Here is a 21,834-nt window from a genome sequence, read left to right as displayed (position 1 = left end):
AGAAAAAGAAAATGAAAAAAAATGAATTTATTGAAAAAGAAAAGAAAGATTTTGAGCAACTTGAAAAAGATAAGATTATTGAACGGCAATTACGTTTTCAAGACCTTTTAATTAGTATTTCTACAAAATATATAAACTCAGATTTATCAAATACAGACAGTCTTGTTGGTAAATCTTTAAAGCAAATAGGAGAGTTTGTAGAAGCAGACAGAAGTTATATTTTTTCTTATGATTTTATGAGTAATACAACGAGTAATACTTATGAATGGTGTGCAGAAGGTGTAGAAGCAGAGATTAATAATTTACAAAATTTACCACTTAATTTTATTACACATTGGTTAGATGCTCATAAAAAAGGTGATCCTTTTTATGTAGAAGATGTAAGTCTTTTGCCAAAAGACGGTGAGTTTGGTTTACGTGCGGTTTTAGAACCACAAGGAATTAAAAGCCTGATAACAATACCAATGATTAAAAACAAAGAATTAATTGGTTTTATTGGTTTTGATTCGGTTAAAAAAATTAATAAATATTCTGAAAACGAAAAAGATATTCTATTTGTTTTTGCCAATATGCTTGTAAATGTTATTCAAAGAAAAGAACACGAAGAACTAATAAAAAATCAAGAAGAAAAAAAAGAAGAATTATTATATAATTTATCAATTCAAAATGAAGAATTAAATGAATATGCTCATGCTGTTTCTCATGATTTAAAAGCTCCTCTGGTAAATATTCATACATTAATAGATTGGTTTTTAGAAGATAATAAAGAAGCATTAGATCAAAATTTTTCTAATCTTTTGCAAGAAATATTATTTGATGTAGAAAAAATGGATTTCTTAATTAAAGGAATTTTAGATTATTCAAGTATTGATAAAATAGAGTCCGAAGATAGATTAGTAGATTTTAATTTAATTGTTGACGAGGTTTTAAAAGATGTTTTGGTACCTTACAATATAAAAATTAAGATTCAAGAAAATCTACCAAGTTTATATGGAAATGTTTGGAGGTTTAAACAAGTATTTTTAAACTTAATTGAAAATGCTATAAAATATAATGATAAAGAAATCGGAACTATTGAAGTTGGGGTAACTGAAAAGAACAATCATTTTGAATTTTATGTAAAAGATAACGGTGTTGGAATTAATTCTGATTATTTTGATCAGATATTTAAAGTGTTTACCAAGCTAGAAAGCAGTTCTTCGTCTTCAGGAATAGGATTATCTATTGTAAAAAAAATCATTAAATATTATAAAGGTACTATTTGGATAGAAAGTAAAGAAGGTATTGGAACCACGTTTTATTTTACGATATTAAAGCAATAATTCTCCTTCTGTATTTCTTCTATTAAATAGTAGAAAGGTTTAATGATTTTCTAGAAACTAAATATAATAACTTTTTTGTTAAGTAAAACAATGAGTTTTAATACATTTTCTTTTTTTATTTCCTGATTTATAAATGGTCAAAGTAGCAATCACACTCCAAAGTAAATTTGTTACAAATGGAGGAATTGCGATATAGTAATAACAGTTTAGTAAATCTCGATATGTAAAAATGAATTAGCGAAAATATATGAATTTTGTTGTTTACAAGCTTATTGTCAAGTCTATTGATTTAGCGAGTTTTAATTTGTTATATCAGACACTAAGGAATTTAGCATTTTAAAATTTAGAATTAAGTCAAATTATTTTGCTTTCTCAAAAACAAAATCAATTCTAAAATCATCTGCAGATATAATTGCTTTTAATTGCTTGTCTTCTATATAGTATTTTATTTTTTTTGGAAACTCATTTTCTGGGTTTTCACAAACAAAAGAAGTGTCGGTTTGTTCTGTAAATTTAAATAGCGTTGGTGTTTTATTTACATCTTCAACCTTTAAATATAAGGTGTCTTTTATGGTAACGATACTTAATATTTCTTGAAAAGTTGTTTTTTGTTCTTGTTTTGTATAACCAATTCCTGTTAAATTTGTATTCCAAGTTTCATACGTTTGGTTGCCTTCTTTATCATTTAAGCGAACCCAATTACCTATTAGAAATAATGGTTTATCAAGTTTTTCTGTTTTATTATTACAAGAAACCATTAGAAAAAAACAAAAAGAAAAGAGTAGTAATCTCATAAAATATTTTTTGGTTTCTTCAAAGATACCTATAAAAATTGTAAATTCGCAGTCCAAGAAAAGTGTAGAAGATGTTAGATAAATTAAGAATTGTTAAACAACGTTATGATGAGGTTTCTGATTTGATTATTCAGCCAGAGATTATCATGGATCAAAAACGTTATGCACAATTAAGTAAAGAGTATAAAGATTTAGGAAGTGTAGTTAAGAAAGGTGAAGAATATCAATCTTTATTAAGTAATATAGAAGAAGCAAAAGAAATTATTGCTGATGGTTCTGATGCTGAAATGACAGAAATGGCTAAGATGGAAATTGAAGAAGCCAATATTAGAATTCCGCAATTAGAAGAAGAAATTAAGTTTTTATTAATACCAAAAGATCCAGAAGATTCTAAAAATGCAGTTGTAGAATTGCGAGCAGGAACTGGAGGAGATGAAGCAAGTATTTTTGCTGGAGATTTATTTAGAATGTATACTAAATATTGTGAAAGTAAAGGTTGGAAAGTTTCTACTGTAGATTATTCTGAAGGAACAAATGGAGGTTTTAAGGAAATTCAGTTTGAAGTAAACGGAGCAGATGTTTATGGAACTTTAAAGTTTGAAGCTGGTGTGCATCGTGTGCAAAGAGTGCCGCAGACAGAAACGCAAGGTCGCGTGCATACTTCTGCTGCAACTTGTATGGTTTTTCCTGAAGCAGAAGAGTTTGATGTTGAGATTAATCCAAAAGATGTAAGAATTGATTTTTTCTGTTCTTCTGGTCCAGGTGGTCAATCTGTAAATACTACTTATTCTGCTGTTCGTTTAACACATATTCCAACTGGTTTAGTTGCGCAATGTCAAGATCAAAAATCACAACATAAAAATAAAGAAAAAGCATTTAAAGTGTTACGTTCTCGTTTATATGATATGGAACTAGCTAAGAAAAATGCAGAAGATGCATTAAAACGTGGTTCTATGGTTTCTTCTGGTGATAGAAGTGCGAAGATTAGAACGTATAATTATGCGCAAGGTAGAGTTACAGATCATAGAATTGGTTTGTCTTTATATGATTTACCCAATATTTTGAATGGAGATATTCAAAAAATTATTGATGAGTTAATGCTTGCAGAAAACACAGAAAAATTAAAAACTTTAAGTGATGGGTTTTAATTGCTTGTAACTTTTTATATAAATCAAAAAACCTCAAAATTTTATTTTGAGGTTTTTTATGAACTAATATTTGGGGAATATTTGGGGGGAATTTGATGAATGTATTTAAAATGTATCATCTAATTAAATAAAACAAATAATTAAATTAATGTTTGGGGGAATACATTAATTATACTTCAAATTTAGAAAAGATTAGAGTACTATACAATACCCATTTCTAGGGAAATTTTCGCCTCCTCAAAAACAGGGAGGAGCCTCCCCATTTCTGGGGAGGCTCCTCTTAATCTTATTCTTTTATTTTAGAACTATTTTCCTAATAAATGTAACTCTGTAAACTCTTTATCTACAGTAATAGATTGAAATTCGCCAGTATTAGATTTATTTACTTCTACTACAACATTGTCAATTTGAACAGAAGCAATTGTGAAAGGTAAATTATGCAAAACAATATTGAAATTTTTATAGTCTGCATCAAACTTACCTTGTTTATGTTGTTGTAAGATAAATTCGTTCTTTTTTCCTGTTACTTTAAAAGTGCGTAAACTATATCTTCCTTTTTTATAATCATAACCGTCATGAGCGTCATCGTATAATTTAGAAACTTCTTTACCTTCTTTGTAATATACATCTAAAGTAATTTCGTTAAATTTCTTTTCACCAACATATTGTTGTACAGGATATTTAGGTATTACAGCGCCTTCTTTAATATAGATTGGCATACTATCTATGTCTGCATCTACCCACATTTCTCTTCCTCCGTCAACAACTTCATTGGTCCAGAAGTTATACCATTTACCTCTAGGAATGTACATTCTTCTTCCTTTAGCATTTGGTTCCTGTATTGGGCAAACTAATATTTGTTCTCCATATACAAATTCATCACTTCTATAATGCGTTGCGGTATCTTCTTGATCATATAAAACGAGTGATTTTAAAATTGGTGTACCTTCGTTAATATATTTCCAAAATGCAGTATATAAATAAGGTAGTAATTGGTATCTTAATTCTACAAATTTTCTAACAATATCTGTAACTTCTTCACCAAAAACCCACGGTTCTTGATCTCCATGATCTCCAGAAGAATGCACTCTACAAAATGCATGAAAGACTCCTAACTGTATCCAACGGGCAAATAATTCTCCTTGTGGTTGTTCTGCAAATCCACCAATATCAGATCCTGCAAAAGAGAAACCAGACATTGCCATTCTTTGAGCTTGATAGTTAGCGATTGCTAAATGTTCCCAAGTTGCAACATTATCTCCCATCCAAGTAGATGTATACCTTTGTGCACCAGAATATGCAGATCTTGTAATTACAAAAGGTCTTTTAGGATAAGAATATTTTTTTAAACCATGATATGTAGCACGCGCCATTTGAGTTCCATATATATTGTGAGCTTTTCTATGAGAACAAGGATTTCCATCATAATCATGACGAACATCATCTGGAAAAGATTTATTAGGTACATCCATCACTGCAGGTTCGTTCATGTCATTCCAAACACCTTTTACACCAATATCTTCAATTAATTCTTGAAATAAGCCAGACCACCACTCTCTAACTTCTGGTTTTGTATAATCTGGAAAATAACATTCTCCAGGCCAAACTTTACCTTTCATATATGGTCCATCTGCACGTTTACAGAAATAATCTTTATCTAAAGCTTCTTTAAAAACATCGTATTCTAAATCAATTTTAATTCCTGGATCTATTATTACAACAGTTTTAAAACCATCTTCTTCTAGTTCTTTTACCATTCTTTTAGGATCTGGAAAATAATTTTTATCCCAAGTAAAACAACGGAAACCATCCATATAATCGATATCTAAATAGATAGCATCACAAGGTATTTTTAAATCTCTAAATGTTTTTGTAACCTCTTTTACATTTGCTTCTGGGTAATAGCTCCATTTACATTGATGAAATCCTAAAGCCCATAAAGGAGGTAAAGCATGAGGTTTACCAGTTAAATCTGTATAGTTCTTGACTACTTCTTCCATTTGAGGTCCGTAGATAAAATAGTAATTCATTTCACCTCCTTGTGCCCAAAAACTTGTTACATTTCTTCTTTCGTTTGCAAAATCGAAATGTGATTTAAAAGTATTATCAAAGAAAATACCATAAGATTTATTGTCTTGAATTGATGTATAAAAGGGTATTGCTTTATAAATTGGATCTGTGTTTTTACCAAACGCATAAGAATCTGTTGCCCAGTTTTCAAAACGTTTTCCTTTTAAATTTACATTAACAGGTTTGTCTCCCAATCCGTAATAACTTTCAGATTTCTGACAAATCTTACTCATTTTTACTATATCTCCTCCGTATTCGTAACTTTCTTCCCAGTGAAAACCAATTTCATCTTCATTAATTAATTTTAAATCAATAGCATCAAATAAGCTTACTTGTAAACTTAGCTTTTCTATTTTACAGATTAATTTTGAAGTTGTAATAATGTAATGCGTAGTATCTTCTGTAACTGTTAAAAAGTTATAACCTCTAGATGCATGTATAGTTACACCATAAGAAAAATCTTTTTCAAATTTTCCTGTAGTAGAATATCTAAACCTAATTACACTATCTCTAACAACCGTTACTTGTAAAACAACATTGTTTTCTGTTGTAAAAGATAATGTATCTACATCTTTTTTATAATTTATTATTTTTGATGGAAATAAATTTCCTTTTTGTTCTAATTCTGTATTGACAATCATAAATATTTATTTTTTGACTTGTAAAAAGTGTAAAATAGGGGTTTGATTCTATTTTTTACGATAATATTAATCTGCAAATGTATACTTTTAGCTAAATAATAGTTGGTTATAATTAAAGCATTTTATCAGTTTTTAATATAATTTTCGATGTTATAAAAAATCTATTGAATTTTTAGAGATGTAAAAAAAAAACCACCTTTTTTTAAGAATATAACATCTTAAAAAGGTGGTTTTTAGTTTTTTACTTAAACTTAAAAGCTAACATACCTAATGGAGGTAAGTTTAATTCAAGAGAGTTTTTCCTATTATTCCATTCTTTTACTTCTGAGTTTAAATTTTTATTATTAAAACTTCCTGTACCATTATATTTTGAATTATCACTATTAAAAACTTCTTTTAAAGTTCCTGCTTTTGGCAGACCAATTCTGTAGTTTTCTCTAGGAACCGGAGTTAAATTTAAAATAATAATTACATTATCATTTTCATTATTTCCTTTTCTAAGATATGATAAAACAGAATTTTGATGATCTCCATGATCTATCCACTCAAAACCTTCATGTGTAAATTGTTTTTGATGTAAAGCAGGCTCTTTTTTGTACAACCTATTTAAATCTCTAACTAAAGCTTGTGCACCTTTATGAACATCGTATTGTAATAAATGCCAATCTAAACTGCCATTAAAATTCCATTCGCTTGTTTGCCCAAATTCACCTCCTTGAAATAATAATTTTGTTCCAGGATGTGTATACATTAAACTATACATTAATCTTAAATTAGCAAATTTCTGCCATTCATCTCCAGGCATTTTTTCTAAAATAGATTTTTTTCCATATACAACTTCATCATGAGAAAGAGGAAGCATAAAGTTTTCTGTAAACGCGTAATTTAAACTAAATGTTAAATCGTTTTGATGATGTTTTCTATAGATTGGTTCTTTTGCAAAATAATCTAATGTATCATGCATCCAACCCATCATCCATTTCATACCAAAACCTAAACCGCCATCATAAATTGGTCTAGAAACTTTTGGAAATGAAGTTGATTCTTCTGCAATTGTTTGTACATCAGGAAAAGCTTCATACACTGCTGTATTCATTTCTTTAATAAAATCAATAGCTTCTAAATATTCTCTACCACCAAACATATTTGGTTCCCATTCGCCTTCTTCTCTAGAATAATCTAAAAATAACATAGATGCAACTGCATCTACTCTTAAACCATCTGCATGATATTGGTCTAACCAAAATATAGCATTACTAATTAAGAAAGCTTTTATTTCGTTTCTTCCGTAATTAAAAATTAAACTTTTCCAATCTTGATGATATCCTTTTCTTCTATCTGGATGTTCATATAAATGAGAACCATCAAAATATCCTAAACCATGATCATCCGAAGGAAAATGTGAAGGAACCCAGTCTAATAGAACTCCAATTCCTTTTTCGTGAAATTTATCAACTAAAAATTTAAATTCATCAGGATAACCAAAACGAGAAGTTGGTGCAAAATATCCTGTTAATTGATATCCCCAACTTGGATCATAAGGATATTCCATAATTGGCATAAATTCTACGTGTGTAAAATTCATGTCGGCAACATAATTTACCAATTCGTCTGCTAATTCTACATAACTTAAAAAACGATTTTCTTCAATTTGTTTTTTCCAAGAACCTAAATGAACTTCATAAACAGAAAAAGGCGCATCTAACGCATTATTTTTCTTTCTTTCTTTCATCCATTTTTTGTCTTTCCAAGCATAATCATCTTCCCAAACTACAGAGGCTGTTTTTGGTGGATGTTCACATCTTCGTGCAAAAGGATCTGCTTTTTCTGTAATAACATCATTATTAGAATTCTGAATTTTATATTTGTAAATACTACCTTTTTTTACGCCTGGTATAAATCCTTCCCAAATTCCACTTCCGTCCCAACGTACATTTAAATGATGTTCGCCTTCTAACCAGAAATTAAAATCGCCAGTAACAGAAACAGATTTTGCACTTGGAGCCCAAACAGCAAAATAGGTTCCTTCTTCGCCATCTAAAGTTATAAGATGCGAACCAAATTTTTCGTATAATCTATAATGTTTTCCAGCTTTAAATAAATTAATATCAAATTCTGTAAAAAGACTGTGTACTTTTGTTTTTGTCATAATTTTATGAGTTCAATATGTTTGCAATACCTTTTAATGGAATAATAGTCCATTTTGGTCTTGAGTTAAGTTCGTATCCTAATTCGTAAATTGCTTTTTCTAATAAGCAATATTTTAATAAAAATATTCTTTCGTTTCTATAACCTATATGTAGGTTTGCATTTTTTGTGGTTTCTATATAGGTGTCTAAAAAGATAGAAACCATGTACTTGTATAACAATTCTCCATACTTAAAAAGTTCTTCTTGAGTTTTTTTATACTCATTTTGATGATTAAATATTGTTGAATAAATTGCGTAATGAAAAGATCTAAATAAACCTGCAACATCTTTTAATGGTGGTTGTTTTACTTTACGATCTCTAATGGTACTTTCTGGTTCGCCTTCGAAATCTAAAATACAAAAATCATCATCTTGCACTAAAACTTGACCTAAATGATAATCGCCATGAATTCTAATTCTTTCTCCTTTTAGTTTTGTCCAATCAAAATTTACTAAGCGTTTTCTAATTTCATTTTTTCTTTCTAAAAATTCTTTTGCAAGTTGTAAAGAATCTCCTTCTAATTTATGTAAATTATTTTCAGCAAGATGTAATCTATTTTGAAATTGATAGGTTAATCGGTTTTTTAACCAAACAGTATAATCGCCATTAAAACGAGTAGGTGTAAATGAAGTATCTGCAAATTCAGATCCTAAAGCAATATGCATTTCAGCTGTTCTTTGTGCTAATTTTTTTACTTTGGATAGTAGGTTGAGTCCAATCCAATCTATAATTTGAGGCGGAACTTCAGAAATCTTAACGCGCTTAAACATTTCTACATCTGGTAAATTTTTATAAGAAATGTTTTTAGAATCTATTGTTTGATAGATCTTATGAATTTCCTTTAAAAAATATTCCCAAGCATCACCGTTATTTGGAACTAATTTTTGCATTAAACCAATAGTAACATTGATATTATCAGAATCTATAATATTGATGCTTCCTAAATAAAGAGGTGTGTGTTTAAACTCTTTTGTGTTTGATAAAAAACGACTCATTTCATAGTCAGGATTTTTATCAGTATAAATTCTTCTAAAAAATTTTAAGATAAAAGCGTCATTATAAATGATAGAAGTATTGCTTTGTTCAACACCCATTAATCTTGATGATTTATATGTTGGGAAATTGAACCCTTCTGTTTTATGATATTGAACAGGAGTTTTATCAACAGGTAAAGCAGAACTTATTCTTTCATAAGCTACTTTTCTAAAGCCTTCAATATGCATTGCATCTACAATATAACCAGTTGTATTTTTTAGCTTAATTGGTAATATTCTATTTTCTTTAGAAATGCTTTCATCAGCAACAAATGCAATTGGTAAAAAATAGTGATGATAAAATGCTTCTACAAAATTGACTTCTAGAATTAAACCAAAATAGATTTCACCATCTTGCTGAATTTTAAAATATTCACTTAATTCAATGTATTTTAATTGGCTAGATTTACCACCAAACCAACGTTGTTTTTGTATGTATTCTTCTAAAACATCTGATAAGAAAACAGCTACAAAATCTTTATCAGCTATAATTTCTTCCCAATTATTTGAAGATGAAAAAATAGTAGATTCAGAAATTGTAATTGTTTCTTGTATCATATATTATTTATTAATTTTAAAAATATGAAATGGTAATGTTGCATGCAATTGCACATAATTTCTTTCATTATACCAGTTGTAAGAATTTCTTGTAACCAAATCTACAACTTCAACTTTATGACCATGAGGAATACCCAAATCTTGAAGCGGTAATTGTACAGAGCCAGTTTGTGCATTATAAGCATCTAAACTAATGACTGTTAAAGTTTCATTTGTTCTGTCTTGATTCCATTTATAGAAAGCAATTAATTGGTCATTTCCAGTTTCTAAAAACTTAATATTATTTGTTTGTTGATAGGATTCGTTTTCTTTTCTAATGTTGTTAATTACAGAAATTAACGTAGTTACTTTATTTTCTTTAAACCAATCGTAATGACAAAGTTGAAATTTTTCTGACATGTAATATTCCTCTTTTCCAGCAATTGGAGTATCAATCATTTGTTCAAAAACAGGACCATAAATACCAATATTAGAAGACAACGTTGCCGCTAAAGCATAGCGTTGTAAATATTTAGCTTCTGGTGCACCTTGTAAATGATACGGATTAATATCTGGCGTGTTAGGCCAAAAATTTGGTCTCATATATTCTTTTTGATCTGTTTGAGTCAATTCGTTCATATACTCAATTAATTCGTGTTTAGAATCTCGCCAAGTAAAATAAGTATAGGATTGTGTATATCCTTGTTTTGCCAATTGATGCATTATTTTTGGTCTTGTAAAAGCTTCTGCCAAAAACAAAACATCTGGATGTTTTTTCTTCACTTCAGTAATAATCCAACCCCAAAAATAGTAAGGTTTTGTATGCGGATTATCAACTCTAAAAACGTTAATTCCACAATCAATCCAATAAAATAAAGTGTCTAAACATTCTTTCCAAAGATTTTTATAGTCTTTACTTTCCCAATAAATTGGTAATATATCTTGGTATTTTTTAGGCGGATTTTCTGCATATTGTACCGTTCCGTCTGGTCTCCATTTAAACCAATCTGGATGTTCTGTAACCCAAGGATGATCTGGTGCTGCTTGTAAAGCGTAATCCATTGCAACTTCAATACCTAATTCTTTTGCTTTAGCAACTAAATGTTTAAAATCGTCTAAAGAACCTAATTCTGGATGAATATCTTTATGACCTCCATATTTAGAACCAATTCCCCAAGTAGAACCAACATCTCCATCTTGTGCAACTGTAGTATTATTTTTCCCTTTTCTATTTACTTCACCAATTGGATGAATAGGAGGGAAGTACAAAGTATCAAAACCCATTTGTGCAACTCTTGGCAACAACCTGTGACAATCGTTAAAAGTACCATGTTTGCCTTCTTGTTCTGATGCAGAACGTGGAAAAAATTCGTACCAAGTAGAAAATCTAGCTTTTATACGATCTACATAAACTTTATATTCTGGAGATGTTTGTATTAAAGTTTTCTTCGGATTATTTTTAAGAATTATTGTTAATCTTTTAGAAACTGCTTCTTTAATTGCTTCTGCATAGGTATCTGAATTTTTGAAAATAAAGATTAAGTAAAGTAAGTATTCTTTATCATTAGCATTAACATCGTCTATAATTGCAAACAAAAGTTCTGCGCCTTCTAAAAGTTCTGAGTTTACATGCTGATAATCGTCAATTTTTCTTTCAATACCGTGTTGCCAGTTTAAAGCATAATCTACCCAACCTTCAACTTTATATGAATAAAAACCTTGTTTTTCTGTTATAAAATGTGCTATATATTGATCGTTAGAAGTGGCTTGCATTCTAGTATCTGTCCACTTTTTTTCTGATTCGTGCTTATATAATAAATTTGCTTGAAGTACATCATGCCCATCTACTAAAACGTCTGCAGTTACATTTACAATTTCGTTTACAACACGTTTTATAAATACTGTTCCTTGGTTTAATTGTGGAGCAATATTTTCTATTACAATTCTACTTTGATTTTGCATTAAGTTAGTTTCGTTTTAAATAAAGAAAGTAAAAATATTTTTAACCGATATTAGTTCCTTTAAGTATGGTTGCATCTTTTTTAATAACAACTATTCCATCTTTTACAAAATAGGTGTCGGTTTCTGTGTTTTCAATATGTTGGCCTCCATTAATTCTAACATCATCACCAATTCTACAGTTTTTATCTACAATACAGTTATGGATGTAGCAACGGTCACCAATTCCCATCATAATGTCAATATGATTTTTTGCTACTTCATCTAAAGATTCATAAGAATCATTTCCCATCATATATGTGTTAGATATTAATGAGTTCTTACCAATTCTAGAACGAATACCAATAACAGATCTTTCAATTTTTTCGGCATGAATTATACAACCATCTCCAATAACAGCTTTATTTAAAATAGAGCCAGCAATTTTAGAGGTTGGCAATATTCTAGGTCTTGTATATACGTGTTTATCATTGTCATATAAATTAAATTGAGGAACGTCGTCTGTAAGCCCTAAATTTGCTTCAAAGAATGAATCTATGTTTCCTATGTCTGTCCAATATCCTTCATATTGATAACTTAATGTTTTATGAGTGTTTATTGCTTGTGGTATAATTTCTTTACCAAAATCATTAGTATCAGGATTACTCATTAAATCAACCAATAATTTACGATTAAAGATGTAGATACCCATAGAAGCCAAATAATTTCTACCTTGAGATTTCATTTGATCTCCAACATCTGATGTCCAATCTGGTAATAATTCAGGAGCTGGTTTTTCTATAAAAGAAGTAATTATATTTTCATCATTCGTTTTTAATAATCCAAATTCGGTTGCATCTTTTGCATCAACAGGATATGTTGCAATAGAAATTTCTGCTCCACTTTCTTCATGCTTTTTAATCATATCATTAAAATCCATTTGATATAATTGGTCGCCAGAAAGAATTAGTGCGTATTCAAAATCGTTTTCTAAAAAGTGATGCATACTTTGTCTTACCGCATCTGCAGTTCCTTGAAACCATTTATCGCTATTAATTGTTTGTTCTGCAGCTAATACATCAACAAAAGCAGAGCTAAAAAAACTAAAATGATACGTGTTTTTAATATGTGCATTTAAAGAAGCAGAATTAAATTGAGTTAATACATACATTCTTTTTATATCAGAATTTATACAATTAGAAATAGGTATATCAACTAATCTATATTTACCAGCAATTGGTACTGCAGGTTTAGATCTATCTTTTGTTAATGGGTATAATCTTGATCCTTGTCCACCTCCTAAAATAATTCCTAATACTTTATTATTTATCATTTGATTATTTTTTTAATGTTTTATATAATTCCTCTACTTGTTTTGCAATTGATATCCAATCAAAATAATCTTCAACTCTTTTTCTTCCTTTCGTAGCCATAGATTTTCTTAGTTCTGGATTTTTAATTAATTTATTTACACCATCTGCTAAATCTCTAGCAAATTTATCTGGATCTACAGGTTCAAATGGGGCAGATATTTGTTGTTCAACGGGAATTAAAAGACCAGTTTCTCCATGTACAACAACTTCTTTTATACCGCCAACAGCACTCGCAACAACTGCAGTATCACAAGCCATAGCTTCGATATTTATAATGCCAAAAGGTTCATAAATAGAAGGGCAACAAAATACATCTGCATGAGAATATAGTTGGATAATTTCTTTTTTGGTGACCATTTTATCAATCCAGATTACATCTTTACGAGTTTTTTTAACTTCATTAACAGCATCTTCCATTTCTTTGCCAATCTCTTTAGTGTCTGGTGCACCTGCACAAAGTACAATTTGAGTCTCTGGATCTATATATTTTATGGCATTAACTAAATGAATAATTCCTTTTTGTCTTGTAATTCTACCTACAAAAAGTACGTAAGGTTTTGTTTTATCAACATTATAAGTCTGTAAAGTATCAGTCTCTGTGGTAGTAATATATTCTTGAAGATTGATTCCATTATAGATTACTTTTACTTTTTTTTCATCAACATTAAAATATTTTAAAACATCTTCTTTAGTTTCTTCGGATACAGCAATTAATGCGTCTGCCATTTCAATTGCCGTTTTTTCTATCCAAGAAGAAGCGTCATAACCACGTCCTAATTGTTCTCTTTTCCAGGGTCTTAATGGTTCTAAAGAATGGGTTGTAATAACTAAGGGAACTCCGTAACAGAGTTTAGCAATAATACCTGCAAAATGTGCATACCAAGTATGGCAATGCACAATATCTGCATCGATTACATCTGCATTCATATGCAAACCAGTACTTAGTGTTTGTAAGACTGCTTTTAGTTTGTCATCTGCATTTTCAAAAACAGGATTATCATAAGGAAAACCTTTAACAGTTAGAGTTCTGTCTTTAGAATCTTGATCTCCAAAACATCTAACCTCAACATTCATTAATTTAGATAGTTCTTCGGCAAGGTATTCTACATGAACACCAGCACCGCCATATACATATGGAGGAAATTCTCTAGTATAAAAAAGGGTTTTCATAAGTAATTTTGTAGTTTAATAGGTTAGTTAATTTTAAACCATTAAGGTATAAAATAAGGAGTAAACCAACAAAATAAAAAAGGAAGTTTTTTCTTATGAAAATATAATTATCAGTTTGATAATTAAAATGAATGAAATGAGACAAACGATATTGATAAATCAGTATTATTTGTTTTTTGAGAAAAATATTGTAATAAAAAAGCTATAAATTAAACATTTCTGTGTTTATTGATTTCGTCTTGTAATTGTCTGCGTAATTTTTGTTCTCTTTCTAAAGATTTTTTTCTATGACTATCAAATTCTTGCTCTACATCTTGTAGGTTGTTTTGAGCTTCATTTGTTAAAATATTACTTTTAGAAAATTTGAAAACAAAAAAGCCTAACCCTAAAGCTAATAATATAATTATAGTCCATAATATTAAGTTATAAGTAATCTTGTTTAAATGCATACCAAACAAAGAAACTGAATTTTCTTTTTGTAATGCATTGTCTAATTCTAACTTTGTTTTTTTAAGAGATGCGTTTAGTTGTTCTACATTATCTCTTTCTGTTTTTAATAAATTTTCCTTTTCAGAAATAAGTTCTTTAGAGCTTTTTAAAGAATCTAAAACATTCGATTTTAAATTTTGATATTTATCTCTATCAATAACTTTATATGTTTGATAGGTTGTAGATATTCTATAGATTTTGTCAAACTGTCCTTTTATAGAGTTGTCTTCTTCTGTAGTTTCTTGTGCAAAAGCAATAAAAGAAATAGTTAAAAAAAGGAAGAGTAATAATTTAGATCTCATTTTTGTGCTTTTAGTATAAAGTGTAAATTTAAGAAAAAAACCCAAACAAAAATGTTTGGGTTTTTAATATAAGCAAGTATTATTATTTATTTAATTTTCTCTACAACTGCCTTAAAAGCGTCTGGGTTGTTTACAGCTAAATCTGCTAAAACCTTACGGTTTAATTCAATTTGATTAGCTTTCACTTTCCCCATAAACTGAGAGTAAGACATTCCGTGTAAACGAGCTGCTGCGTTAATACGCACAATCCATAAAGAACGAAAGTTTCTCTTATTGTTTTTACGGTCACGGTAAGCATAAAGCATTCCTTTTTCAACCGCATTTTTTGCTACTGTATAAACGTTTTTTCTACGTCCGAAGTAACCTTTTGCTGCCTTCAAGATTTTTTTTCTTCTTTTTCTTGAGGCTACTGAATTTACTGATCTTGGCATAATTTCAATGATTTTTGTAGTTGGCGATTCATTTAAGAATACTTTTTATTTTGCCAAACTCCATGGTTAATAATTAAATTCCCTTTAACTTTATTATAAAGTTAATTGTTGTTTGATGTTTGCAACATCAGACTTATGTACTAAAGTATCATGAGTCAATTTAAGCTTACGTTTCTTAGATTTCTTTGTTAAGATATGACTCTTAAACGCGTGCTTTCTTTTAATTTTTCCAGAACCAGTAACTTTAAAACGTTTTTTGGCGCTAGATTTGGTTTTCATTTTAGGCATTTCTCCTTCGTTTTTATCTTGCTTATTATCTTTAATTATAAAGTAGAAAGTTTACAAAGCTTAAAGTTATGTTTTTACAAAATTTTTATACTCTAAGAACTTATATACTTTAAGAATTTTTTATTTTAATTTCTTTGGAGCTATAAACATAATCATACGTTTACCTTCCAATTTTGGTAATTGTTCAACTTTACCATACTCTTCCAATTCTTGGGCTAATTTTAAAAGTAAAATTTGTCCTTGCTCTTTAAAGATAATAGATCTTCCTTTAAAGAAAACAAATGCTTTTAACTTTGCGCCTTCTTGTAAGAATTTAAGAGCATGTTTTTTCTTAAATTCATAGTCATGCTCATCCGTTTGCGGTCCAAAACGTATTTCTTTTATGGTAACTTTTGTAGCCTTAGATTTTAATACCTTTTCGCGCTTCTTCTGTTCATACAAGAATTTCTTGTAATCAATAATTTTACAAACAGGTGGTTTAGCTTTTGGAGAAATTTCTACCAAATCTAATTCCTGTTCTTTGGCTAAATCTTTCGCTTTCGCTAAAGGATAAACACCAACTTCAACATTATCGCCCACAAGACGAACTTCGTCAACATATTTTATTTTTTCATTAATTCTATGTTGATCTTCTTTGATTACTCTTAATGGTCTTCTCGACCTACTTCTACGTATTGCTATGACCTATAAATTTAAATTTAACATTTAGTTGTGTTACCAACCTTCTTTTTATTTCTTGTTGATGAATTAAAACTTCACCAAAGTACTTTCTATTTCTTTTTTCACTAAAGATACAAATTCTTCTATTGTAAATGTACCTAAATCGCCTTCTCCATGTTTTCTTACAGAAACTGTGCCATCTTCTTCTTCTTTTTCACCTACAATTAGCATATACGGAATTTTACTTATTTCTGCATCTCTAATTTTTCTTCCTGTTTTCTCATTTCGATCATCTACGAGGGCGCGAATTTCGGAATTTTCTAACGATTCTAAAACTTTTTCTGAATATTTTTGATATTTATCACTGATAGGCAATAAGATAACCTGATCTGGTATTAGCCAAAGAGGGAAGTTTCCTCCCGTGTGCTCTAGTAATACTGCAATAAAACGCTCCATAGATCCAAATGGTGCTCTATGAATCATTACTGGTCTGTGTAGTTGATTATCTGCTCCTTTATAAGTTAAGTCAAAACGTTTTGGTAAATTATAGTCAACTTGTATGGTTCCAAGTTGCCAACTTCTTCCTAAAGCATCCTTAACCATAAAGTCTAATTTAGGTCCATAAAAAGCAGCTTCACCTTCTTCGATAACAAAATCTAAACCTTTATCAGTGGCTGCACTAATAATTGCGTTTTCAGCAATTTCCCATGTATCAGCATCACCTATGTATTTATCTGGATTACTTTTATCTCTAACAGAAACTTGAGCTGTAAAATCTTCAAAACCTAATGAACCGAAAACATATAAAACTAAATCTATAACATCTTTAAATTCTTGATCTAATTGTTCTGGTGTACAGAAAATATGAGCATCATCTTGTGTAAAACCTCTAACACGCGTTAACCCGTGTAACTCTCCACTTTGTTCGTATCTATAAACAGTACCAAACTCTGCAAAACGTTTTGGTAAATCTTTATAAGAGTGTGGTTTAAAATTATAAACTTCACAATGGTGTGGGCAGTTCATAGGTTTTAATAAAAACTCTTCATCCATTTTAGGAGTTTTTATTGGTTGAAAACTATCTTCTCCATATTTAGCATAATGTCCAGAAGTAACATAAAGTTCTTTTTGTCCAATATGTGGTGTAATTACCATTTCGTAGCCAGCTTTTTTCTGAGCTTTTTTTAAGAAATTTTCTAAACGTTCTCTTAAAGCAGCTCCTTTTGGTAACCATAATGGTAAACCTGCACCAACTTTTGATGAAAAAGTAAATAACTCTAATTCTTTACCAAGTTTTCTGTGATCACGTTTTTTAGCTTCTTCTAATAATTCTAAATATTCAGTTAGCATCTTTTGCTTAGGGAAAGTAATTCCGTAAACTCGAGTTAATTGATTGTTGTTCTCATCACCTCTCCAGTACGCACCTGCAACATTCATTATTTTTACAGCCTTTATTATTCCTGTATTAGGGATGTGGCCTCCTCTACATAAATCAGTAAAGTTGCTATGATCACAAAAAGTAATTTCACCATCTGTTAAGTTTTCAATCAACTCAACTTTATATTCATTATTTTCTCCTTTATAGAATGATAATGCATCTTCTTTAGAAACTGATCGTAAAGAGAATTCATGTTTTCCACGAGCAATCTCTAAAAATTTCTTCTCAATTGCAGGAAAATCTTTATCAGAAATAACATCTTCTCCTAAGTCAATATCATAATAAAAACCATTTTCAATAGCGGGCCCAATTGTTAATTTTGCTTTCGGATAAAAACTTAAAATAGCTTCTGCTAAAACGTGTGCAGAAGAATGCCAGAATGCTTTTTTACCACCATTATCATTAAATGTATATAAAATTAATGAACCATCCGTGGTTAATGGAGTAGTGGTTTCAACGGTTATGTCGTTAAAATTTGCTGATATTACATTTCTAGCAAACCCTTCACTAATGCTTTTTGCAACATCCATCGGAGTACTGTTTACAGCAAACTCCTTAATACTTCCGTCAGGTAAAGTAATTTTAATCATTAATTATATAATTTTTGAGGATGCAAAGATATTAGAAAACAATTTTTCACACAATATATATAGGTACTTATTAATTAATTATGTTTCTTTTTTTTGTGTGTTCCCTTTTTGTAGTTTATAAGGAATGTTTTAGAATTAAATAATAAGTACGGATTTTAACGAACAAAAAGGTATTCTCATAAAAAAGGTCGGGCTTTGCATTATATCTTTTTATGCTAAATATAAAAGGTATTATTTTTTCACTAAAATTCAGGTAATAATATAGGTATTGGGTATTAATATACTGATAAAAAGGATGCCATTTCAATCCCTAACACAGTTGAATTAGAATTTAGAAGTCTGCTTTAAGCATTTATATAATGTATAAAGAAGTTTTTTTTAACGTTTATTTCCAATTAGAACGAGCAAGATTACTTTTTTTAAAAAAAATAAAATGACAATTTTAAGTTTTCAGAGAGTTGTAACTGACGATTTTTCTATTTATTAATTCCAAACACTCCTTTTTTTCTAACTGTTTATCTAGATAAAAAAAAGAATTCGAGATAAAGAATCATTTTTTTAAGAAGAATGAATAATTAAAAGGTCTGTATTTATTAAGATTCTAGTTGCTAAAAAGAGGTGGAGTAAAGAGTATTATTAGGAGTTCATCAAAAACAATCGAAAAAACTCAAAAAAGATTAAAAATAATTCTGAAGATAACCCTTTAAAAACAACCTATTTAAGAAGCTTAACTAAATAAAAAACAAAAAAGGTTTAAAAAATTGTTGTGGGATTAGAAATGAGTTGTATATTTGCACCCGCTAACGGAAATATGAGTAGGTTGGTAAGTTCATTGAGTTGTTGTTTAGGAGTTGTTTAATTGGCTTATAATCTAATATTAAAGGTATGGATTTTATTAAAAATAAAGTTTCATTTTTATTAGGTTTATAATTAAAAAACGTTGTATTTTTGCAGTCCGAATTTTTCGGTAATAAAGTTCAGTTTTTTAGGGGTTAAAAAATAAAAACAAAAAATTTTATTTTTTTTCTTGTCAGTTTAAATATAGTTTATATATTTGCAGCCGCTAACAAATACAGCAAAAAAGTTCAGAGAGATTTTGGAATGATTTAGAGATTAAGTCAACTAGTTCGAGTCTAGTGTTTCTGCAAATTAGGATTTACAACGATTGTTTAAAAGCATGAGTGCGATACCCTAAAAGTTCATTGAAAATATTGAAATTGACAGCGTAAACAAAGAGTAGAATAACCATGTTTAGATTTATTTTAGACAAAAATTCTTTTGAAACTTATTCATTAACATATTAAAAATATACAATGAAGAGTTTGATCCTGGCTCAGGATGAACGCTAGCGGCAGGCCTAACACATGCAAGTCGAGGGGTAACATTGTGCTTGCACAGATGACGACCGGCGCACGGGTGCGTAACGCGTATAGAACCTACCTTTTACAGGGGGATAGCCTTTAGAAATGAAGATTAATATCCCATAGTATTGATACTTGGCATCAAGTTTTAATTAAAGATTTATCGGTAAAAGATGGCTATGCGTTCTATTAGTTAGTTGGTAAGGTAACGGCTTACCAAGACTTCGATAGATAGGGGTCCTGAGAGGGAGATCCCCCACACTGGTACTGAGACACGGACCAGACTCCTACGGGAGGCAGCAGTGAGGAATATTGGGCAATGGAGGAGACTCTGACCCAGCCATGCCGCGTGCAGGAAGACTGCCCTATGGGTTGTAAACTGCTTTTATACAGGAAGAAACACTAGTACGTGTACTAGCTTGACGGTACTGTAAGAATAAGGACCGGCTAACTCCGTGCCAGCAGCCGCGGTAATACGGAGGGTCCGAGCGTTATCCGGAATCATTGGGTTTAAAGGGTCCGCAGGCGGTCAATTAAGTCAGAGGTGAAATCCCATAGCTTAACTATGGAACTGCCTTTGATACTGGTTGACTTGAGTCATATGGAAGTAGATAGAATGTGTAGTGTAGCGGTGAAATGCATAGAGATTACACAGAATACCGATTGCGAAGGCAGTCTACTACGTATGTACTGACGCTCATGGACGAAAGCGTGGGGAGCGAACAGGATTAGATACCCTGGTAGTCCACGCCGTAAACGATGGATACTAGTTGTTGGGCATTAGCTCAGTGACTAAGCGAAAGTGATAAGTATCCCACCTGGGGAGTACGGTCGCAAGACTCAAACTCAAAGGAATTGACGGGGGCCCGCACAAGCGGTGGAGCATGTGGTTTAATTCGATGATACGCGAGGAACCTTACCAGGGCTTAAATGTAGTATGACAGGACTAGAGATAGTTTTTTCTTCGGACATATTACAAGGTGCTGCATGGTTGTCGTCAGCTCGTGCCGTGAGGTGTCAGGTTAAGTCCTATAACGAGCGCAACCCCTGTCGTTAGTTGCCATCAAGTAAAGTTGGGGACTCTAACGAGACTGCCGGTGCAAACCGCGAGGAAGGTGGGGATGACGTCAAATCATCACGGCCCTTACGTCCTGGGCCACACACGTGCTACAATGGTATGGACAATGAGCAGCCATCTGGCAACAGAGAGCAAATCTATAAACCATATCACAGTTCGGATCGGAGTCTGCAACTCGACTCCGTGAAGCTGGAATCGCTAGTAATCGGATATCAGCCATGATCCGGTGAATACGTTCCCGGGCCTTGTACACACCGCCCGTCAAGCCATGGAAGCTGGGGGTGCCTGAAGTCGGTCACCGCAAGGAGCCGCCTAGGGTAAAACTGGTAACTAGGGCTAAGTCGTAACAAGGTAGCCGTACCGGAAGGTGCGGCTGGAACACCTCCTTTCTAGAGAAAGATGGTGAGTTACAAAAGGGAAGTTTTACTCTTTGCTGTTAATTTTAAAATACAAGAAATATTAAGCTATTTAGTCTCGTAGCTCAGCTGGTTAGAGCGCTACACTGATAATGTAGAGGTCGGCAGTTCGAGTCTGCCCGGGACTACAATTTTAATATTTTAAGGAAATTCTGGAAGTTAGAGGATTCTACATTCATAATTTAGAATTTATTCTGAATTTCATAATGGGGGATTAGCTCAGCTGGCTAGAGCGCTTGCCTTGCACGCAAGAGGTCATCGGTTCGACTCCGATATTCTCCACTAGGCAATGCCTGGAGATAATTTATATTATCTCTAGTGTATTGAAGGCAGATTGTTGCTGAGAGTTTAAAAACTTGTCAGTGGCGACTCGCCACAAAGTTCATTGACATATTGGTAAAATGATATCGTAAGAATCAAATAGATAGAGAACGATTAGAGTAATCTAATCAAAAATTTTTTTATAAAAATATAAAAGAGTTCATTATAGTATGGAAACATACTGTAGCAAAAAGTACAATAAGTTAAGTAAGGGCGTATGGCGGATGCCTAGGCTCTCAGAGA

Annotated in this window: 14 protein-coding genes, 2 tRNA genes and 2 rRNA genes (1 of these 18 only partly in view); 6 read left to right on the top strand and 12 right to left on the bottom strand. The window is 30.9% G+C overall.

The annotated features are described in order from the left end of the window. The first annotated feature begins 11 nt into the window (after positions 1-11). Positions 12-1,322, top strand: coding sequence for an ATP-binding protein (locus tag BLT70_RS12350; protein ID WP_091894839.1), 1,311 nt, complete (start codon positions 12-14; stop codon positions 1,320-1,322). Between the two features lie 359 nt (positions 1,323-1,681). Here BLT70_RS12350 and BLT70_RS12345 read toward each other — a convergent pair whose 3' ends face one another. Further along, positions 1,682-2,116, bottom strand: a complete 435-nt coding sequence (locus BLT70_RS12345; protein ID WP_157691905.1) for a DUF6265 family protein — start codon at positions 2,114-2,116, stop codon at positions 1,682-1,684. Between the two features lie 71 nt (positions 2,117-2,187). Here BLT70_RS12345 and prfA point away from each other — a divergent pair, with 71 nt between their 5' ends. Further along, positions 2,188-3,264, top strand: a complete 1,077-nt coding sequence (gene prfA / locus BLT70_RS12340) for a peptide chain release factor 1 (RefSeq protein ID WP_091894835.1) — start codon at positions 2,188-2,190, stop codon at positions 3,262-3,264. Positions 3,265-3,569: 305 nt separating this feature from the next. Here the strand turns inward: prfA and BLT70_RS12335 are convergent, their stop codons facing one another. From BLT70_RS12335 to thrS, 11 genes are all read right to left on the bottom strand, one after another. After that, entirely contained in the window at positions 3,570-5,975 is a 2,406-nt protein-coding gene (locus BLT70_RS12335) for a glycoside hydrolase family 31 protein (RefSeq protein ID WP_091894833.1), read from the bottom strand. Between the two features lie 241 nt (positions 5,976-6,216). Further along, positions 6,217-8,124 (bottom strand): 1,4-alpha-glucan branching protein GlgB, encoded by a 1,908-nt coding sequence (glgB, locus tag BLT70_RS12330; protein WP_091894831.1) that lies wholly within the window; start codon positions 8,122-8,124, stop codon positions 6,217-6,219. Between the two features lie 4 nt (positions 8,125-8,128). Beyond that, positions 8,129-9,757 carry a trehalose synthase gene (locus BLT70_RS12325; protein ID WP_091894829.1) on the bottom strand — a complete coding sequence of 543 codons (1,629 nt, stop codon included), beginning with the start codon at positions 9,755-9,757 and terminating at the stop codon, positions 8,129-8,131. Positions 9,758-9,760: 3 nt separating this feature from the next. Next, positions 9,761-11,698 (bottom strand): alpha-1,4-glucan--maltose-1-phosphate maltosyltransferase, encoded by a 1,938-nt coding sequence (locus BLT70_RS12320; protein ID WP_091894827.1) that lies wholly within the window; start codon positions 11,696-11,698, stop codon positions 9,761-9,763. 40 nt (positions 11,699-11,738) lie between these two features. Beyond that, on the bottom strand, positions 11,739-13,007 hold the full coding sequence (locus tag BLT70_RS12315; RefSeq protein WP_091894825.1) for a glucose-1-phosphate adenylyltransferase: 1,269 nt from the start codon (positions 13,005-13,007) through the stop codon (positions 11,739-11,741). 4 nt (positions 13,008-13,011) lie between these two features. Then, positions 13,012-14,217 carry a glycogen synthase gene (gene glgA, locus BLT70_RS12310; RefSeq protein WP_091894823.1) on the bottom strand — a complete coding sequence of 402 codons (1,206 nt, stop codon included), beginning with the start codon at positions 14,215-14,217 and terminating at the stop codon, positions 13,012-13,014. Positions 14,218-14,426: 209 nt separating this feature from the next. Then, positions 14,427-15,008 (bottom strand): hypothetical protein, encoded by a 582-nt coding sequence (locus tag BLT70_RS12305; RefSeq protein WP_091894822.1) that lies wholly within the window; start codon positions 15,006-15,008, stop codon positions 14,427-14,429. Between the two features lie 86 nt (positions 15,009-15,094). Continuing rightward, complete coding sequence (rplT, locus tag BLT70_RS12300) at positions 15,095-15,439, bottom strand: 50S ribosomal protein L20 (RefSeq protein ID WP_068450935.1); 345 nt, start codon at positions 15,437-15,439, stop codon at positions 15,095-15,097. A 93-nt stretch (positions 15,440-15,532) separates the two neighbouring features. Further along, on the bottom strand, positions 15,533-15,727 hold the full coding sequence (gene rpmI, locus BLT70_RS12295; RefSeq protein ID WP_091894820.1) for a 50S ribosomal protein L35: 195 nt from the start codon (positions 15,725-15,727) through the stop codon (positions 15,533-15,535). Between the two features lie 120 nt (positions 15,728-15,847). Beyond that, positions 15,848-16,366 (bottom strand): translation initiation factor IF-3, encoded by a 519-nt coding sequence (infC, locus tag BLT70_RS12290; RefSeq protein WP_091894818.1) that lies wholly within the window; start codon positions 16,364-16,366, stop codon positions 15,848-15,850. Positions 16,367-16,474: 108 nt separating this feature from the next. Beyond that, a complete protein-coding gene (gene thrS / locus BLT70_RS12285) occupies positions 16,475-18,415 on the bottom strand; it encodes a threonine--tRNA ligase (RefSeq protein ID WP_091894816.1) in 1,941 nt (646 codons plus the stop codon). A 1,310-nt stretch (positions 18,416-19,725) separates the two neighbouring features. Here thrS and BLT70_RS12280 point away from each other — a divergent pair. The 4 genes from BLT70_RS12280 to BLT70_RS12265 form a co-directional block, all read left to right on the top strand. Next, positions 19,726-21,243, top strand: a 16S ribosomal RNA gene (locus BLT70_RS12280). Positions 21,244-21,324: 81 nt separating this feature from the next. Next, positions 21,325-21,398: transfer RNA gene (locus tag BLT70_RS12275), tRNA-Ile, on the top strand. An 80-nt stretch (positions 21,399-21,478) separates the two neighbouring features. After that, positions 21,479-21,552: transfer RNA gene (locus BLT70_RS12270), tRNA-Ala, on the top strand. A gap of 235 nt (positions 21,553-21,787) precedes the next feature. Further along, a 23S ribosomal RNA gene (locus BLT70_RS12265) occupies positions 21,788-21,834 on the top strand; it runs 2,832 nt beyond the window's last position. Together the 16S and 23S rRNA genes with 2 tRNA genes alongside form the textbook arrangement of a ribosomal RNA operon.

The organism is Polaribacter sp. KT25b, assembly GCF_900105145.1.
GTDB lineage: Bacteria > Bacteroidota > Bacteroidia > Flavobacteriales > Flavobacteriaceae > Polaribacter.
This window is presented reverse-complemented; position numbering and strand designations above follow the sequence as displayed.

What these genes read in the sequence shown, in the direction of transcription:
- BLT70_RS12315 (WP_091894825.1), bottom strand. Translation starts at nt 13,007, where the DNA reads ATGATAAATAATAAAGTATTAGGAATTATTTTAGGAGGTGGACAAGGA.
- thrS (WP_091894816.1), bottom strand. Translation starts at nt 18,415, where the DNA reads ATGATTAAAATTACTTTACCTGACGGAAGTATTAAGGAGTTTGCTGTA.
- glgA (WP_091894823.1), bottom strand. Translation starts at nt 14,217, where the DNA reads ATGAAAACCCTTTTTTATACTAGAGAATTTCCTCCATATGTATATGGC.
- BLT70_RS12305 (WP_091894822.1), bottom strand. Translation starts at nt 15,008, where the DNA reads ATGAGATCTAAATTATTACTCTTCCTTTTTTTAACTATTTCTTTTATT.
- prfA (WP_091894835.1), top strand. Translation starts at nt 2,188, where the DNA reads ATGTTAGATAAATTAAGAATTGTTAAACAACGTTATGATGAGGTTTCT.
- BLT70_RS12345 (WP_157691905.1), bottom strand. Translation starts at nt 2,116, where the DNA reads ATGAGATTACTACTCTTTTCTTTTTGTTTTTTTCTAATGGTTTCTTGT.
- BLT70_RS12350 (WP_091894839.1), top strand. Translation starts at nt 12, where the DNA reads ATGAAAAAAAATGAATTTATTGAAAAAGAAAAGAAAGATTTTGAGCAA.
- BLT70_RS12320 (WP_091894827.1), bottom strand. Translation starts at nt 11,698, where the DNA reads ATGCAAAATCAAAGTAGAATTGTAATAGAAAATATTGCTCCACAATTA.
- rplT (WP_068450935.1), bottom strand. Translation starts at nt 15,439, where the DNA reads ATGCCAAGATCAGTAAATTCAGTAGCCTCAAGAAAAAGAAGAAAAAAA.
- glgB (WP_091894831.1), bottom strand. Translation starts at nt 8,124, where the DNA reads ATGACAAAAACAAAAGTACACAGTCTTTTTACAGAATTTGATATTAAT.
- BLT70_RS12335 (WP_091894833.1), bottom strand. Translation starts at nt 5,975, where the DNA reads ATGATTGTCAATACAGAATTAGAACAAAAAGGAAATTTATTTCCATCA.
- rpmI (WP_091894820.1), bottom strand. Translation starts at nt 15,727, where the DNA reads ATGCCTAAAATGAAAACCAAATCTAGCGCCAAAAAACGTTTTAAAGTT.
- BLT70_RS12325 (WP_091894829.1), bottom strand. Translation starts at nt 9,757, where the DNA reads ATGATACAAGAAACAATTACAATTTCTGAATCTACTATTTTTTCATCT.